Origin of the sequence: Leifsonia sp. 71-9, from assembly GCF_001898805.1 — a bacterium.
Lineage (GTDB): Bacteria > Actinomycetota > Actinomycetes > Actinomycetales > Microbacteriaceae > Leifsonia.
The window spans coordinates 192,081-207,614 of sequence record NZ_MKVJ01000022.1 but is presented as its reverse complement, the minus strand read 5'-3'; the positions used below and the strand labels follow the sequence as shown (position 1 = coordinate 207,614).

Below are 15,534 nucleotides of genomic sequence, written 5' to 3'. Positions count from 1 at the left end.
CGGCGACGCGGCGCACATGTCCCGCCACAGCGCACTCGGCAAATGCATCGGCCGCCGCGTTGCCGCAGGCGGGGCGTCGGGGCTCGCGTGTTGGGAGCGGGCGACGGCGACGCGGCGGGACGTCTGCGGCGCGGCGACATGTCAGGAACGTCCCGCGAGACCGCCGATGCACCGCGACTCCACGCGCGCGCACGGGAATGGGCACACGCAGGCGCTCGGCCCTGTGCCGCGGCGCCGAGCGGTGGACAATGGGGGCATGACCCGCGCCACCTTGCTGACCGTGACCGCTCCGACCGTCTCCGACCCGGCCGCGACCCGCGCCGACGGCGACCCGGGCTTCGTGCTCGCCGATTTCGGTGCCCCGCAGGCCCGGATCACCGACCTCGGCATCACGCGCGGCGACGGCGTGTTCGAGACGATCGCGGTGATCGACGGGCACCCGCAGGCGCTCGAGCCGCACCTGGAGCGGCTGGCGCACTCGGCGGCGCTCCTCGACCTCCCGGAGCCGGATGCCGCGGTGTGGCGGGAGGCCGTGCTGGCCGGGGTCGCCGACTACCGGTCCCGCAACGGCGACGGCGGCGAGCTCTTCGCCAAGCTCATCCTGACCCGTGGAGTCGAGGGCGAGGGCCGGGCGAGCGGCTGGGTCTTCGTCGACGAGGGCGAGGACTTCGCGGCCCAGCGCCTCGGCATCCGCGTGGTGGCGCTCGACCGCGGCTGGCGGCACGACGTCGCCGAGACCTCGCCGTGGCTGCTCGCCGGAGCGAAGACGCTGTCGTACGCGATCAACCGGGCTGCGGGCCGGGAAGCGGCGCGCCGGGGAGCCGACGACGTCATCTTCATCAGCTCCGACGGCTATGCGCTGGAGGGGCCGACCTCCAATGTGATCTTGCTCTCCGACGGGGTCGTGCGCACCCCGCAGACCGATCAGGGTATTCTCGCCGGCACCACGCAGGCCGCCGTGTTCGCGTTCTTCGAGGAGCGCGGCTACCCGACCGAGTACCGCCGCATCACCGCCGACGAACTGCGCGATGCCGACGCCCTCTGGCTGGTGTCGAGCGTCCGCCAGGCGGCGCCGATCACGACGCTCGACGAGCGCGACTACCCCGTCGACGACGCGCTGACCGCCGACCTGAACGCGTACCTCCTGTCGCGCACGGACTGAGTCGCGCGCAGGCCTGAGTCGCGCGCAGGCCTGAGTCGCGCGCACGGCCCGACCGGGCCGGTCGTCTGCCCCGATGCTTTCATCGTTCGGCTACTGCGGCGGAGCGGATGGATTCTGCGCCGGCGGCGCGCTGGCGGGCGGCGCACTCGCGGGCGGCGCACCCGCGGCTGCTTGCGAATCAGGTCGCCCGGATCCCGGGTAGGGAGGGAACGACCCACCCGAGGGCGGGGAGACCAGGCCGGACTGCCCTCCGTCGTGCGGTAGGTGCGCGTACCCCGGGGGCCGGTATCCGGCGGGAGCCGTGTCGCGCCCGGCACGCGGAGCACGCGGTTCGAAGGCGCGCACGACGAGGGGGATCACCGCGAGCACGACGGCGACGAGCGCGGTGGCGCCCGCTGTCCGCATCCACCAGTCCGGCCAGTCAGGTTCGGGGAAGGCGGCCGTCGCGGCCAGCAGAAGGGCCGTCAGCCAGAGGAAGGCCAGCGTGACCAGAGCGGAGGTCCTCGCGATCGTCCGCGTCGCCCTGACCACGAAATAGAGTCCGTAGAACTGCGTGATCAGCAGTGCGAGGCGGAGAAGGACCACCAGGGCGAGGAACAGGAAGAGCTGCTGCGTCCAGACCCGCGCGTCCGCCGTGTCCGCCGGTTGCAGCCAACCGTTCCAGATCTTCATGAGGCCGAGGGCGACCAGGACCACGTTCGTCATCACCGAGGCCGGCGTGTACCAGCGGTTCGGACCGTCGCCGTAGGTCGCGTCGAGGAGCACGGCTCCCGCGAACCCGGCGACGAGGACCAGCGTCAGCCAGGCACGTCCGGCGACGTTCGCCTGATCCCCGACGATGATGAAGAACCCGCCGAGCAGCGCGGCCCCGACCAGCATGCCGATCGCGAGCGCGAGCGCCAGCGTTCGGGTGCGCGTCGGATGTTCCGCCATCGGTTCGGTGCTGGTCATCGGTTCCTCCTCGGGGAACGACGCCCCTCATCCGATCGCACGGTGAGCGTCGGCGAGGGCTGCCCCCACGCCGACGACTCGCTGTCGCCTGACATTCAATCACGCTTGACGTGAAGCATCAAATACACCGTTTTTTATATGGCAATGGCCGGCGGGCTCGGGAGGGACGACCCCTCGCCTGCGAGCGGCCCGGCCCCCACGGGGGCGGTAGACCTCTCGTTACGCCCCGATTCGCGAGCGTCGGCCGTGCCGTCTAGGCTGAACGCACCGTTCCGGCGACGAGGCCGGATCCACCGTCAGCGGAGGGAGGTCGCCCGTGACAGAACACGTACCCCGGAGCATCGAAGTGCTCCGTCAGCAGGCGCGCGATGAGCTCTCCGCGATCATCGAGCACCGCTGCCGCGCGGGCGAGGACCCGTGGCACTTCATCCCGGACCTCCCGAGCGTCGACGAGCAGGTCGTCATCTCGCTGCGGGCGACCGCGATCGAGGCGTTCGACCTCGGCGAGCAGCAGTCGCGGGCCCACCATCCGGCCGCGGGCCGCGAGATCTTCACGCGCTTCGAGTACTCGGTGCTGCGCCGCATCGCACTGGAGCATCCCGAGCTCAGCGAAGCCGTCTGGGGCATGCTCGACAAGCTCGAGCGCGCCTGACGGCCGGCGCCGCCGGCGCCGATCGCGGCGCCAACTCCGGCGATCTCGCGGCATCCCGGCCCGTTCTCCGTTCGAACGGAGAACGGAGCGGCGTTGCGTGGCCGATTGCCGGAGTCACGCGCCCGCGCCCGTGCCGCCGGCACGACGGCCAGCGCGGTGCCAACTCCGGAGATCCTCCACGACACGCCGACGAGACCGCCGTTGGTCCGGCGATTCCGCGCCGATCGCGCGACATCACCGGAGTTGCGCGGCCAGACGCGCACCCGCCCGGCTCACGCGCCCGCGGCCTCCCGCAACTGCTCCGGCCGCGTGACCGGCAGCCGGCACACGAAGTCGCGGCAGAGGTACGCGGTGGGGAGCCCGTCGTGCGCCGTCCGCCCGGCGAACAGGTCGAACCCTTCGTCCGCGAGCGCCGCGGCCTGCGCCTCCCCGACGACGGCGACCACGGCTGCGGGATGGGTCCGCACCGCTCCCAGCAAACCCTCCGGATCCGCCGGGCCCGAGGGATGCGCGCCCGGTTCGGCCCCGGCTGGCAGCACGGTCACGAGCTGCACGGCGTCGGCGTCGAGGCGCGACATCAGGGCGAGGGAGGCGCCGAACCCGGTCGGGCTCTGCACCGCCTGCGCGGCGACCAGCCGCATCCCCTCGCGCGCGGCCCGCTCGTAGCGCCGCTCGCCGGTCAGCAGGAAGAGCGTGTGCGCGGCGCTCGCCATCGACGACAGGCCTGAGGGATACGCACCCTCGGAGGGATCGACGCGCACGGACAGCCCCGTTGCGGCGAGCACCGGATCGCCGCCTCCCGGCGCTTCGAACGGCCCCGACCCCGGAGCAGCACCCGACGCTCCCGAAGCACCCGCCCCACCTCCGGCGTCGAGGCAGATGTCGACGAGGTCCCGCGCGGCGACCGCCATCGCCGGGTCCCCCGACGCGAGCGACAGCTCCAGGAGGCCCGCGGCCAGCGCGCCGTAGTCCTCCAGCGTCGCCTCCGCGTCGGAGAGCCGGTCGTCGAGCGACATGCGCAGCAGCGTGCCGTCGGCGCGGCGATGCCGCTCCAGCAGGGTGTTCGCCGCCGTGGTCGCCGCGACGATCCACGCGGGCCGGTTCAGGATGCGCGCCGCGCGGGCCAGCGCGCCGATCGCCAGGCCGTTCCAGCCGGTCAGCACCTTCGCGTCGACCGGCGGCGCCTCCAGCAGTCCTCGTTCGGCGGCCGGCCGCTTGTAGTACTCGCCCTCGACCCGGGCGCCGTCGATGACGCTCTCGGAATCCTGGGCAGAGGCGAAGCCGCCTCCCGGCCGGCGCAGCACGCCGAGCAGGAACGCCGCCACACCGTCGGCGGTCTGCTCCGCCCACGGCTCGCGCGTCTGCAGCCACGCCGTCGCGTAGGCGTCCAGCAGCAGGGCGTTGTCGTAGAGCATCCGCTCGTAGTGCGGGTCGCCCCAATCGCGCCGGGTCGCGTAGCGGAAGAACCCGCCGTCGACCGGGTCGCGGAGCGGGGAGTCCGCCATCCGCCGCAGCGTCCGGTGCGCCAGCTCCTCCCCCGAGGGGCGGCCCAGCAGGAACCCGAGCACTGGCGCGACCGGGAACTTCGGGGCCGCGCCGAACCCGCCGAACTCCTCGTCCTCCGCCCGCGCCAGCAGCGCGACCACCGTGTCGAGCTCGCGGCCGTCCGGGAGGTCGTGGACCGCGGTCGCGGACGCGGAGGCCGCGGCGAGCGCCGCCACGACGCGCCCCGCATCGGTCTCCACCTGCTCCCGCCGCTGCTCCCACGCGTCCGCGACGGCGTCGAGCACCTGGCGGAACGACGCGCGGCCGCCGACCGGGATCGGCGGGAAGTAGGTGCCGGCGAAGAACGCCCGCCCGTCGGGGGTGGCGAAGACGGTGAGCGGCCAGCCTAGGTTGTCGGTGAAGGCGCTGGCGGCGGAGAGGTAGGCGGCATCCACCTCGGGATGCTCCTCCCGGTCGACCTTGATCGGCACGAACCGCGCGTCGAGCTCGGCGGCGAGCGCGGGATCGGAGAAGCTCTCGCGCGCCATGACGTGGCACCAGTGGCAGGTCGCATAGCCGATGGAGATCAGGACGGGCACGTCGCGCCGCCGGGCTTCGGCGAACGCCTCCGCTCCCCACGGCCACCAGTCGACCGGGTTGTCCGCGTGCGCGCGGAGGTAGGGACTGATCGCGTCCTGCAGCCGATTCGCCATGGCCACACCCTACGACCGCTGACCGCGGCCGCAACGGCTGGTAGCGTGGTGGATATGGTTGCAAACGCAAATACTCCGACCCTGACCCTCAACAACGGAACCACCATCCCGCAGCTGGGCTTCGGTGTCTTCAAGGTCGACCCGGCCGAGACGACGCGGATCGTCACGGATGCGCTCGAGGTCGGCTACCGCCACATCGACACCGCCGCGATCTACGGCAACGAGAAGGGTGTGGGCGACGCCCTCGCCTCCTCCGGCATCGCCCGCGACGAGCTGTTCGTCACCACGAAGCTCTGGAACGACCGCCAGACCGACGCGCAGGCCGCGTTCGACGAGTCGCTCGAGAAGCTCGGCCTCGACTACGTGGACCTGTACCTCATCCACTGGCCGACCCCCGAGAAGGACACCTTCGTCGAGGCGTGGAAGTCGCTCGAGACCATCTACGCGTCGGGCCGCGCGAAGGCCATCGGCGTCTCGAACTTCCTCGTCCCGCACCTGGAGAAGCTGCTCGCGAACACCGACATCGTGCCGGCCGTCAACCAGATCGAGCTGCACCCGGCGCACCAGCAGCCGGCCGTCACCGCGTTCGCCCGCGAGCACGGCATCGAGATCGAGGCGTGGGGACCGCTCGGCCAGGGCAAGTACCCGCTGTTCGAGCTGCCCGAGGTCGCCGGCGCCGCCGAGGCCCACGGCAAGACCCCGGCCCAGGTCGTCATCCGCTGGCACCTGCAGACCGGCAACATCGTGTTCCCGAAGTCGAACCGCCGCGAGCGCATGGCCGAGAACTTCGACGTCTTCGACTTCGAGCTCACCGACGCCGAGGTCGCCGCGATCACCGGTCTCGAGCGCGAGGGCCGCGTCAGCGCGCACCCGAACGAGGTCAACTGACCCCCGCCGGATAAGCTCTCCCTCGTGAAGTTGAGGATCACGACGGCAACGGGCAAGGTCGCCTACATCATCGGGGGCTACGGCCTCCTGCTGGCGTTGAACGTCTTCCTGTTCCAGCAGCTCGTCGACGCGACCGCCGACGTGCTGATCGTGGCCGTCCTCAACCTGCTCTACGTCGGATTCGGCGTCCGCATCTTCCGCGGCGCCGGTGAGAACCGCGAGGACCCGCGCCCCTGGTGGCGCGCGACCGCCCGGCCCGCCGCCGGTTTCTGGATCGGCGGCGGGTTCACGGCGGCCGCCTTCGTCTCGTGCGTCGGCGCCCTCGCCAGCCGGCCGGAGAACGCGTTCATCCCCACCGTGGCGTGCATCTGCTACGCGGTGCTGGCGGCGTTCTACCTGCACTCGTCGGTGCGGCTGGTCACGATGGACATGGCGTCCTGACACGGCGCGCCGCGGCGCTCGGCACCGCAGCGCCCGGCGTCCGCGGCGCCCGGCACCGCAGCGCCCGGCACCCGCATCACACGGTCGCGGCCGCCTCGTAGCGCGCGACCAGCTCCCGCTTGAGCACCTTCCCGCTCGGTCCGAGCGGGAGCGCCTCCAGGATCTCCACCCGTCGCGGGAACTTGTACGCCGCGACGTGCTCCTGTGCGAACGCGACGAGGTCCTCCCCGGTCGCCTCCGCGCCCGGCATGAGCGTGACGGCGGCCATGACCTCCTGGCCGTGCGTGTCGTGGGCGACGCCGAACACGGCGACCATCGCGACAGCGGGATGGGTGGAGAGCACCTCCTCCACCTCGCGCGGGTACACGTTGTAGCCGTTGCGGACGATCATGTCCTTCTTGCGGTCGACGATGGTGATGTAGTCGTCGTCGCTCTTCGTGCCGAGGTCGCCGGTGCGGAACCACCCGTCGACCACCGCCTCCGCGTTCGCCTGCGGGAGGTTGAGGTACCCCTTCATGAGGTTGTGCCCGCGCACGACGATCTCGCCGAGCTCGCCGCGGGGCAGGAGGTCGATGCGGTCGTCGACCTCGGCGTCCGCGATCTCCACGTCCACGCCCCAGATCGGCGTGCCGACCGTGCCGACCCGCGTCGGGCGGCCCCGGTGGTTGAAGGAGGCGACGGGGGACGTCTCGGTGAGACCGTAGCCCTCGTGGACGTCGATGCCGTAGACCTCCTTCATCCGCTCGATCACGGCGACGGGGATGGCCGCGCCGCCGCTCATGCCGTAGCGCAGCGGCGGCCGTTCGGGATTCGTCTTGGCGGCCTCCAGGAGCGCGATGTACATCGTCGGGACGCCGGTCATGATCGTGCAGCCGTGCTCGTTCAGGAGCCGCAGCGCCGTGGCGGGGTCGAACTTGGGGACGAGCACGACGGTCGCGCCCGCGCGGAAGCCCATGTTCATCACGCAGGTCTGCCCGAAGGTGTGGAACAGCGGCAGGCAGCCCAGGATGCGGTCGCTGGGCTCGATGTCGAGCGTCCCGGCCAGCAGCACGTTCACCTGCTCGATCAGCGAGAAGTGGCAGCCCTCGGCGCCCTTGGGCTTGCCGGTGGTGCCGCTGGTGTAGAGGATGGTCGCCGTGTCCAGCGGGTCGCGCGGCACATAGGTCAGCACGGGCTCAGCGGCTGCGGCCTCCACTTCGAGCCGGGGGAACGGCAACTGCTCCGCCAGTTCGTCGGGCACGAGCACGGAGAGCACCGGGATGCCGGCGAGTGCCGCTCCCTTCGCACCCTCGCCGAGCAGCGGGGCCGCGCAGATCAGCAGGGCGGCGCCGGAGTCCTGCAGCACATAGGCGATCTCCTCCGCCTTCAGCAGCGCGTGGATGGGGACCACCGTCGCGCCCAGCGCCAGCGCGCCGTAGTAGACACGCGGGAAGTCGGGCACGTTCGGGATCATCAGGGCGACGCGGTCGTCCGGCCCGATCCCCCGGTCGCGCAGCGCCCCGGCGTAGTGGAGCGTCTGCTCCCAGAGGTCGCCGTAGCTGATCTCGGTGCCGTCGAAGATCAGCGCGACGCTCTCGGGGCTGCGATGCGCCGTCTCCGCGAGGATGCTCGCGACGGACATGGTGGCGAAGCCGTGGGACATGGGGTGGTCTCCTTCATCGTCGTTGACAAGGACCGGGTGAGGGAAACCTACTCCATTCACCCCCCGATGATGCTGCGAAGTGCCGCCGTGTAATCCTCGAATGCGCGGCGGCCGGTCGTCGTGAGGGCGAGGTAGGTGACGGGGACGCGGCCGCGGTGCGTCTTCTCGACCGTGATGTAGCCGGCATCCTCCAGTTTGCGCAGGTGGGTGGCGAGGTTGCCCGCGGTCAGGTCGAGCAGCTCCTGCAGCCGGAGGAAGGACATGCTGCCGTCCTCGGGGACGGTCGCGAGGGTGGCCGTGATCTTCAGACGCGCGGCCGCGTGGATGACCGGGTCGAGCTCGTCCACGGGCCTCAGCTCCGCAGCGAGCGGGCCGTGACGACCGCTCCGGAGCCGAAGATGACGGCGGCGGCGATGGCGAGCACCAGGAGGTTCGGGCCGAGACCGAGGAACGGGACGACCGCCCCGACCACCAGCAGTGCCAGGCCGAGGACGAGCTGCACCGTGTCGTGCCAGAGCGCCGCGCCGCCGAGATAGAGCGTGCCGCACATCAGGGCGTACGCGCTCGGGAAGTAGATCCCGGCGAGGTCGTCCGGCATCCCCTGGGCGAGGAGGCCGGTGCCGAGCAGGGCGAACGCGATCGAGCACACCGACCACGAGATGCCGTAGACCGTGCCGGCGAACTGGGACTGGCCGCGCAGCCCGCGCCCGATGCGCGAGCCGATGACGGCGGACGCGACGATGGAGGCCACGATCAGCACCGCGAAGACGATGCCGGCGGCCACGGGGTCGAAGACGCCGAGCACGGCGAGGTAGAGCGCGAGGAACCCGACCAGCCAGGCGAACGCCCAGATGGAGTAGAGCCACACGACGGGGAGGCGGAGTCCGCGGTCGACGCGACGTTGCTGACCATCGATCAGGTCGAGCATCTCCCGGGCGTCGCCGGAGTTGTCATCGTTCATGGTTAACTTTGTAGCACAAAGTACTCTGCATCCACAACGATTTTGTGATCGCTGCGCCGGATAGAATGGAGGGCTCATGACTGCGACCTCCGCCCTCCCCCGCATCACGTTCCCGCCCGAGCTGCCGGTCAGTCAGAAGCGGGACGACATCGCGCGCGCCATCCGGGACAACCAGGTCGTGATCGTGGCCGGCGAGACGGGCTCGGGCAAGACGACGCAGCTGCCGAAGATCTGCCTCGAGCTGGGCCGCACCTCCATCGGCCACACCCAGCCGCGCCGCATCGCGGCCCGCACGATCGCCGAGCGCATCGCGGAGGAGCTGGGCCAGTCCGTCGGCGAGCTGGTCGGCTACCAGGTGCGGTTCACCGACCGGGTGTCGGCCGAGACGCGCATCAAGCTGATGACCGACGGCATCCTGCTCAACGAGATCCACCGCGACCGGCTGCTGCGCAAGTACGACACGATCATCATCGACGAGGCCCACGAGCGCAGCCTCAACATCGACTTCCTGCTCGGCTACCTGCGCGAGCTGCTGCCGAAGCGGCCCGACCTCAAGGTGATCATCACCTCGGCGACCATCGACCCGGAGAGCTTCGCCGCGCACTTCGCGGCGGCCGACGGCTCCCCCGCGCCGATCGTGGAGGTCTCCGGACGCACGTTCCCGGTCGAGGTGCGCTACCGCCCGCTGGTCGCCGAGACGCTCGAGGACGAGGACGACCCCGATCCCGTCCCCACCGCCGACCGCGACTATCTGCAGGGCATCAACGACGCGCTGGACGAGCTCGCGCGTGAGGCTCCCGGCGACGTGCTCGTGTTCCTCTCGGGCGAGAACGAGATCCGGGATGCGGCCGACGCGATCCGCGGACGCAACCTCCCGGGCACCGAGGTGCTGCCGCTGTACGGGCGCCTGTCGTCCGCCGAGCAGCACCGCGTCTTCCAGCCGTCGTCCACGCCCGGCGTCCGCCGCCGCGTCGTGCTCTCGACCAACGTCGCCGAGACCAGCCTCACCGTGCCCGGGATCAAGTACGTGGTGGATGCCGGAACCGCCCGCATCAGCCGCTACAGCACGCGCGCCAAGGTGCAGCGCCTCCCGATCGAGGCCGTCTCGCAGGCGAGCGCGAACCAGCGCTCCGGCCGCTCGGGCCGCACCAGCGACGGCATCGCGATCCGCCTGTACTCGCAGGAGGACTTCGAGAAGCGCCCCGAGTTCACCGAGCCCGAGATCCTGCGCACCAACCTCGCGGCCGTCATCCTGCAGATGATCTCGCTCGGCCTCGGCGACATCGCCGCCTTCCCGTTCCTGACGCCGCCGGACTCCCGCGGCATCAAGGACGGGCTCGACCTGCTCACCGAGCTCGGCGCGATCACGACGGCGCGGGGCGGGGATCCGGCGCTCACGAAGGTGGGGCGCTCGCTCGCCCTGCTGCCGATCGACCCGCGGTTCGCGCGGATGGTCGTCGAGTCCAAGCGTCACAGCACCTCCCGCGAGGTGATGGCCATCGTCGCCGGGCTCACCATCCAGGACCCGCGCGAGCGCCCGGTCGAGAAGCGGGGCAGCGCGGACGAGAAGCACGCCCGCTTCGCCGACCCGACCAGCGACTTCCTCACCCTGCTGAACCTCTGGAACTACCTCGAGGAGCAGCAGAAGGAGCTCTCCTCGAGCGCGTTCCGCCGGCTCTGCAAGGCCGAGTACCTCAACTTCCTGCGCGTGCGCGAGTGGCAGGACGTCTACCGCCAGCTCCGCCAGCTCGCCAAGCCGCTCGGGCTGACGATCGGCGACGCGTCGGTGAACCCGGACGGCATCCACCGGTCGCTCCTCGCCGGCCTGCTGTCCCACATCGGGTTGAAGGATCTGCGCGAGTCCGGCAACAAGGGCGGCGCGCGCACCCGCCAGTCCGAGTACCTCGGCGCCCGCCAGGCGCGGTTCGTGATCTTCCCGGGCTCCACGCTCGCCAAGAAGCAGCCGAACGCCCTGATGAGCGCCGAGCTGGTCGAGACGAGCCGGCTGTTCGCGCGGATGAACGCCGCGATCGACCCCGCCTGGGCCGAGCCGATCGCCGGCGACCTGTGCAAGCGGCAGTACAGCGAACCGCACTGGGAGAAGAGCCAGGGCTCCGTCGTCGCGTACGAGAAGGTGACGCTGTTCGGCGTGCCGATCATCCCGCGCCGCCGCATCCAGTACTCCCGCATCGACGCACCGCTCGCGCGCGAGCTGTTCATCCGGCACGCCCTCGTCGACGGCGAATGGGACTCGCACCAGGCCTTCGACCGCGCCAACCGCAAGCTCCGCGCCGAGCTGCGCGAGCTGGAGGAGCGCACCCGCCGCCGCGACATCCTGAACGACGACGAGAGCGTCTTCGAGTTCTACGACCGGCGCATCCCGGCCGAGGTGGTCTCCACCCGCACCTTCGAGGGCTGGTGGAAGAAGGCGCGCACCGAGACGCCCGACCTGCTCACCATGACGCCGGAGTCGCTCCTCGACGAGGACGCGGCCGAGATCGACGAGGAGGCGTTCCCGCCGGTCTGGCGTCAGGGCGACCAGCGCCTCACGCTGCGCTACCGGTTCGAGCCGGGCGCCGAGGATGACGGCGTCACCGTGCAGGTGCCGCTCCCGCTGCTCGCCGGGCTCGTCCCGGACGGCTTCGACTGGCAGGTCCCCGGCCTCCGCCACGAGCTGGTCACCGCGCTCATCAAGTCGCTCCCGAAGGCGATCCGCCGCCAGGTCGTCCCCGCCGCCGACTGGGCGCAGCGCTTGCTCGGCGAGCTCTCCACGACCGCGGGGATGCGCGCCCACGAGGGCGAGCGACCCGCCGCCTCCCTCACCGACACCCTGGCCGCGACCATCTCGCGGCTGACGGGCTCGCGGGTGAGCGGCACGGACTTCGACACCGAGCGGCTCCCCGCGCACCTGCGCCCCACCTTCCAGGTGATCGGCGAGCGCGGCCGCCCGCTCGCGAGCGGCAAGGACCTCGGTGCCCTGCAGGAGAGTCTGCGGTCGCGCGCCCGCGACTCCGTCGCCCGCGTCGCCGAGGCGCGCACGCCCGACGCGATCGAGCGCACCGGTCTCACGACGTGGGACCTCGACGAGCTCCCTCGCTTCCTCGACAGCACGCACACCGGTCCGGGAGGCTCGACCAACACCATCCGCGCCTACCCCGCCCTGGTGGACGACGGGCAGAGCGTCTCCATCCGCCTCATGAGCACGCCCGCCGACCAGGCGAAGGCGATGCCGGGCGGGGTGCGGAGGCTGCTGCTCGCGAGCATCCCGTCGCCCGTCGCGTACGTGCAGCAGCACCTGACGGCGAACGAGAAGCTCACCCTCGCGGCGAGTCCGTACCCGAACACGAAGGCGCTCTTCGACGACTGCCTGCTCGCGGTGATCGACTCGGTGCTCTACCGGATGAAGCCGGACGGCCAGGTCTTCATGCGCGCCGAGTTCGAGGCGGTGCGCGACCGCGTCTCCGCCATCGTGATGGACTCGATGTTCGAGACGGTCGCGCTCGTCACCCGCATCCTCACCGCCGCCCGCGCCGCCGAGAAGGCGATCGGCGGGGCGACCTCGCTGGTGTTCCTCGCGTCACTCAACGACGCGAAGGCGCAGCTCGCCGGGCTCGTCTATCCGGGCTTCGTCTCGGCGACGGGCGTCGAGCAGCTACGGCATCTGCCGCGGTACCTGGCCGGCATCAGCCAGCGCATCCAGGCGCTGCCGGTCAACCCCGGCCGCGATCGCGCCTGGCAGACCCAGGTGGAGACGGCCGTGGCGCTCTACACCGATGCCGGCGGCCGCATCCCGCTCGCGCCGGACAGCCCGCCGAACGTCGTGCACGCCCGGTGGATGCTGGAGGAGTTCCGCGTCTCGCTCTTCGCCCAGTCGCTCGGCACCGCCGAGAGCGTCTCCCTCCAGCGCATCCGCAAAGTCCTCGCCGGCTGAGCCGCCGAGCACAGCAAATGTGCTCGTTCGCGACCTGTTTTCGAGCACTTTTCCTGTGCTCGGGGGCTTCAGACGCCGAGGTTGAAGCCGCCGTTGGAGTGGAGCAGCTGGCCGTTGATCCAGCCGCCGGCGTACGAGAGCAGGAAGGCCACGACGTCCGCCGTGTCCTTCGGCGTGCCGAGCCGCCCGAGCGCCGTCTGCGCGGCCAGGTCGGCGGCGAGCTCGGGAGTCATCCATCCCGTGTCGATCGGCCCCGGATTGACGAGGTTCGCGGTGATCCCGAGGGGTGCCAGCTCGACGGCGGCCGCCTTGACGATGCGGTCGAGCGCGCCCTTGCTCGCGCCGTACGGGACGTTGTGGGCGGTGTGATCGCTCGTCAGCGCGACGATGCGCCCCCAGCCGTGCGGTCCCTCGTACGCCTCGGCGAACGCCTTGATCAGCAGCCAGCTCGCGCGGGTGTTGACCGCGAAGTGGGCGTCGAAGGCGGCGACCGATGTGTCCAGGATGCCGCTGTCGACCGAGTGCGCATGACTCAGGACCATCGCCCGCACCGGGCCCAGCTCGTCGCCCACGCGGGCGATCAGGGCCGCGGGCGTCTCCGGATCGGCGAGATCCGCCTCCAGAGGCAGCACCCGTGCCCCGGACGCGCGCAGCTGCTCCGCCAGCTCGTCGTGGAACGACGGCTCGCTGCCGAACGGCATCGTCGCGTCGTAGCCGTCCCAGTACGAGAACGCCACATCGTACGGCCCGGCGAGGTACCGGGCGATCTGGGCCCCGATGCTCCGCGCCCGGCCGACTCCGGTGATCAGGACGACCGCGCGCCGCTCGTCGTCCTGCCTCGCCTCGTCACGCATCCCCCGATGCTAGCCGTTCCGGACTTCCGCACGCGACACGCGATGCGTGGGCGTGCAGAAGTCCGGAACGGAGGGCGGGAGGCTAGAGCACCTTCGAGAGGAAGGCCTGCGTCCGCTGGTGCTGCGGGTTCGCGAGCACCTCGCGCGGGTCGCCGGACTCCACCACGACGCCGCCGTCCATGAAGACCAGCTCGTCCGCGACCTCGCGGGCGAAGCCCATCTCGTGCGTCACGACGACCATCGTCATGCCCGACTGCGCCAGGCCCTTCATGACGTCGAGCACCTCGCCGACCAGCTCGGGGTCGAGCGCGGAGGTCGGCTCGTCGAACAGCATCAGCTTCGGGTCCATCGCCAGCGCACGGGCGATCGCCACGCGCTGCTGCTGACCGCCCGAGAGCTGCGACGGGTAGTGGCCGCCCTTGTCGCTGAGGCCGACCCGCGCCAGCAGTTCCGTCGCCCGCTCGACCGCGCGGGCCTTCGGCAGGCCCTTCACCCGGATGGGCGCCTCGATGATGTTCTCGAGGGCGGTCATGTGCGGGAAGAGGTTGAACCGCTGGAACACCATCCCGATCTCGCGGCGCTGCTTCGACGCCTCCTTGGGCTTGAGCTCGTAGAGCTTGTCGCCGTGCTGGCGGTAGCCGACGACCTGGCCGTCGACCGACAGCCGGCCGGCATCCACCCGCTCGAGGTGGTTGATGCAGCGCAGGAAGGTGGACTTGCCCGAGCCGGAGGGCCCGATGATGCAGAGCACCTCGCCCTGCTTCACCGAGAGGGAGATGCTCTTGAGCACCTCGTTGGAGCCGAAGCTCTTGGAGACGCCCTCCGCGAGCACCATCGGCGTCGTGGATGTGCGTGCGTTGGTGTCGGTCATCCCTTGCCTCCGAGGTCGTTGCCGTCCGGTGCTCCCGCTGCCGACAGCGCGCCCGTGGCGAGCGCCGGCTCGCGGTCGGGGCGGCGTGCGTTGACGCCGCGCGAGAACCGCTTCTCGAGGAAGTACTGCCCCACCATCAGGATGGAGGTGAAGAGCAGGTACCACAGCGAGGCGACGATGAGCAGCGGCACCGGCGTGTAGGTCACCGCCGAGATGTCGCGAGCGACGCCGTACAGGTCCGTGGTGAGCGGGATGGCCGCCACCAGCGAGGTCGTCTTCAGCATCGAGATGACCTCGTTGCCCGTCGGCGGGATGATCACGCGCATCGCCTGCGGGATGACGATGCGGGTCATCGTCTGCCACCAGGACATGCCGAGGGCGGTGGAGGCCTCCTCCTGGCCCTCGTCGACCGAGAGCAGACCCGCGCGCACGATCTCCGCCATGTAGGCGGCCTCGTTGAGGGCGAGGCCGATGACCGCGATGAGGAACGCGTTCTGCATGAAGCCGAGATCGAACGAGACGTGGAACTCGGTCCACGGCACCCCGAGCACGACCTGCGGGTAGATCAGCGAGAACAGGCCCCAGAAGACGAGCTGGACGTAGACCGGCGTGCCGCGGAAGATCCACAGGTACAGCCAGGCGACCGACTTGACGACGGGGTTCGGCGAGAGGCGCATGACCGCGAGCACGAGCCCGAGGATGACGCCGATGACCATCGAGTAGATGGTCAGCTGGAGGGTGACGAGTGCAGCCGCGCTGATGCGCTTGTCGAAGACGTACTTGCCGACGTACTCCCAGCCGTAGGCGCTGCGCTGCGCCGCGTCGACGAGGAACCAGACGAGCACGAGGATGAGCACGACGGCGAAGACGATCCGCCACGGGTGCTTGAGTTTGACGGCTTTGAGCGGCTCGGAGGCCGGGGCGCCGGCCGGCGGCGGGGTCGCCCCCGCCACCGGTCGGCCCGGGTTGCCCTGGGACATGCG

The 15,534-nt window shown here is 71.1% G+C and carries 13 protein-coding genes; 5 read left to right on the top strand and 8 right to left on the bottom strand.

The window, feature by feature from the left end; translation table 11 throughout:
* Positions 1 to 256 precede the first annotated feature (256 nt).
* Positions 257 to 1,162: an aminodeoxychorismate lyase gene (locus BGO91_RS21040; protein WP_290474687.1), complete on the top strand. Its 906-nt coding sequence runs from the start codon at positions 257 to 259 to the stop codon at positions 1,160 to 1,162.
* Between the two features lie 90 nt (positions 1,163 to 1,252).
* Here BGO91_RS21040 and BGO91_RS21035 read toward each other — a convergent pair whose 3' ends face one another.
* A complete protein-coding gene (locus BGO91_RS21035; RefSeq protein ID WP_290474686.1) occupies positions 1,253 to 2,113 on the bottom strand; it encodes a hypothetical protein in 861 nt (286 codons plus the stop codon).
* A 316-nt stretch (positions 2,114 to 2,429) separates the two neighbouring features.
* Here BGO91_RS21035 and BGO91_RS21030 point away from each other — a divergent pair, with 316 nt between their 5' ends.
* A complete protein-coding gene (locus tag BGO91_RS21030) occupies positions 2,430 to 2,765 on the top strand; it encodes a hypothetical protein (protein WP_039923102.1) in 336 nt (111 codons plus the stop codon).
* A 272-nt stretch (positions 2,766 to 3,037) separates the two neighbouring features.
* Here the strand turns inward: BGO91_RS21030 and BGO91_RS21025 are convergent, their stop codons facing one another.
* Complete coding sequence (locus BGO91_RS21025; RefSeq protein ID WP_290474685.1) at positions 3,038 to 4,963, bottom strand: DUF255 domain-containing protein; 1,926 nt, start codon at positions 4,961 to 4,963, stop codon at positions 3,038 to 3,040.
* 54 nt (positions 4,964 to 5,017) lie between these two features.
* On the opposite strand from BGO91_RS21025, the gene BGO91_RS21020 reads away from it, so the two are divergent.
* Together BGO91_RS21020 and BGO91_RS21015 are read left to right on the top strand one after the other, a co-directional pair.
* Complete coding sequence (locus BGO91_RS21020) at positions 5,018 to 5,851, top strand: aldo/keto reductase (protein ID WP_021765491.1); 834 nt, start codon at positions 5,018 to 5,020, stop codon at positions 5,849 to 5,851.
* A 24-nt stretch (positions 5,852 to 5,875) separates the two neighbouring features.
* Positions 5,876 to 6,292 (top strand): hypothetical protein, encoded by a 417-nt coding sequence (locus BGO91_RS21015; protein WP_290474684.1) that lies wholly within the window; start codon positions 5,876 to 5,878, stop codon positions 6,290 to 6,292.
* Between the two features lie 76 nt (positions 6,293 to 6,368).
* Here BGO91_RS21015 and BGO91_RS21010 read toward each other — a convergent pair whose 3' ends face one another.
* The 3 genes from BGO91_RS21010 to BGO91_RS21000 are packed head-to-tail and all read right to left on the bottom strand — an operon-like array spanning position 6,369 to position 8,895.
* Positions 6,369 to 7,934, bottom strand: coding sequence for a long-chain fatty acid--CoA ligase (locus BGO91_RS21010; protein ID WP_290474683.1), 1,566 nt, complete (start codon positions 7,932 to 7,934; stop codon positions 6,369 to 6,371).
* 56 nt (positions 7,935 to 7,990) lie between these two features.
* On the bottom strand, positions 7,991 to 8,281 hold the full coding sequence (locus BGO91_RS21005; protein ID WP_290474682.1) for a transcriptional regulator: 291 nt from the start codon (positions 8,279 to 8,281) through the stop codon (positions 7,991 to 7,993).
* Between the two features lie 5 nt (positions 8,282 to 8,286).
* Entirely contained in the window at positions 8,287 to 8,895 is a 609-nt protein-coding gene (locus BGO91_RS21000) for a hypothetical protein (protein WP_290474681.1), read from the bottom strand.
* A 76-nt stretch (positions 8,896 to 8,971) separates the two neighbouring features.
* Between BGO91_RS21000 and hrpA the strand changes: the two genes are divergently transcribed.
* A complete protein-coding gene (gene hrpA, locus BGO91_RS20995; RefSeq protein WP_290474680.1) occupies positions 8,972 to 12,826 on the top strand; it encodes an ATP-dependent RNA helicase HrpA in 3,855 nt (1,284 codons plus the stop codon).
* A gap of 68 nt (positions 12,827 to 12,894) precedes the next feature.
* On the opposite strand, the gene BGO91_RS20990 is transcribed toward hrpA, so the two are convergent.
* The 3 genes from BGO91_RS20990 to BGO91_RS20980 all read right to left on the bottom strand — a co-directional run bounded on the left by BGO91_RS20990 (position 12,895) and on the right by BGO91_RS20980 (position 15,531).
* Positions 12,895 to 13,680 (bottom strand): SDR family oxidoreductase, encoded by a 786-nt coding sequence (locus tag BGO91_RS20990; RefSeq protein WP_290474679.1) that lies wholly within the window; start codon positions 13,678 to 13,680, stop codon positions 12,895 to 12,897.
* Positions 13,681 to 13,762: 82 nt separating this feature from the next.
* The gene (locus BGO91_RS20985; protein ID WP_290474678.1) at positions 13,763 to 14,551 is read right to left on the bottom strand and encodes an amino acid ABC transporter ATP-binding protein; all 789 of its coding nucleotides are present in this window, start codon (positions 14,549 to 14,551) and stop codon (positions 13,763 to 13,765) included.
* On the bottom strand, positions 14,548 to 15,531 hold the full coding sequence (locus BGO91_RS20980) for an amino acid ABC transporter permease (protein WP_290474677.1): 984 nt from the start codon (positions 15,529 to 15,531) through the stop codon (positions 14,548 to 14,550). The genes BGO91_RS20985 and BGO91_RS20980 overlap by 4 nt, the downstream gene beginning before the upstream one ends.
* Between the last annotated feature and the right edge of the window lie 3 nt (positions 15,532 to 15,534).

Coding starts and splice junctions, on each gene's coding strand:
- BGO91_RS21020 (WP_021765491.1), top strand. CDS start 5,018: ATGGTTGCAAACGCAAATACTCCGACCCTGACCCTCAACAACGGAACC.
- BGO91_RS20985 (WP_290474678.1), bottom strand. CDS start 14,551: ATGACCGACACCAACGCACGCACATCCACGACGCCGATGGTGCTCGCG.
- hrpA (WP_290474680.1), top strand. CDS start 8,972: ATGACTGCGACCTCCGCCCTCCCCCGCATCACGTTCCCGCCCGAGCTG.
- BGO91_RS21025 (WP_290474685.1), bottom strand. CDS start 4,963: ATGGCGAATCGGCTGCAGGACGCGATCAGTCCCTACCTCCGCGCGCAC.
- BGO91_RS20980 (WP_290474677.1), bottom strand. CDS start 15,531: ATGTCCCAGGGCAACCCGGGCCGACCGGTGGCGGGGGCGACCCCGCCG.
- BGO91_RS21035 (WP_290474686.1), bottom strand. CDS start 2,113: ATGACCAGCACCGAACCGATGGCGGAACATCCGACGCGCACCCGAACG.
- BGO91_RS21040 (WP_290474687.1), top strand. CDS start 257: ATGACCCGCGCCACCTTGCTGACCGTGACCGCTCCGACCGTCTCCGAC.
- BGO91_RS21010 (WP_290474683.1), bottom strand. CDS start 7,934: ATGTCCCACGGCTTCGCCACCATGTCCGTCGCGAGCATCCTCGCGGAG.
- BGO91_RS21000 (WP_290474681.1), bottom strand. CDS start 8,895: ATGAACGATGACAACTCCGGCGACGCCCGGGAGATGCTCGACCTGATC.
- BGO91_RS20990 (WP_290474679.1), bottom strand. CDS start 13,680: ATGCGTGACGAGGCGAGGCAGGACGACGAGCGGCGCGCGGTCGTCCTG.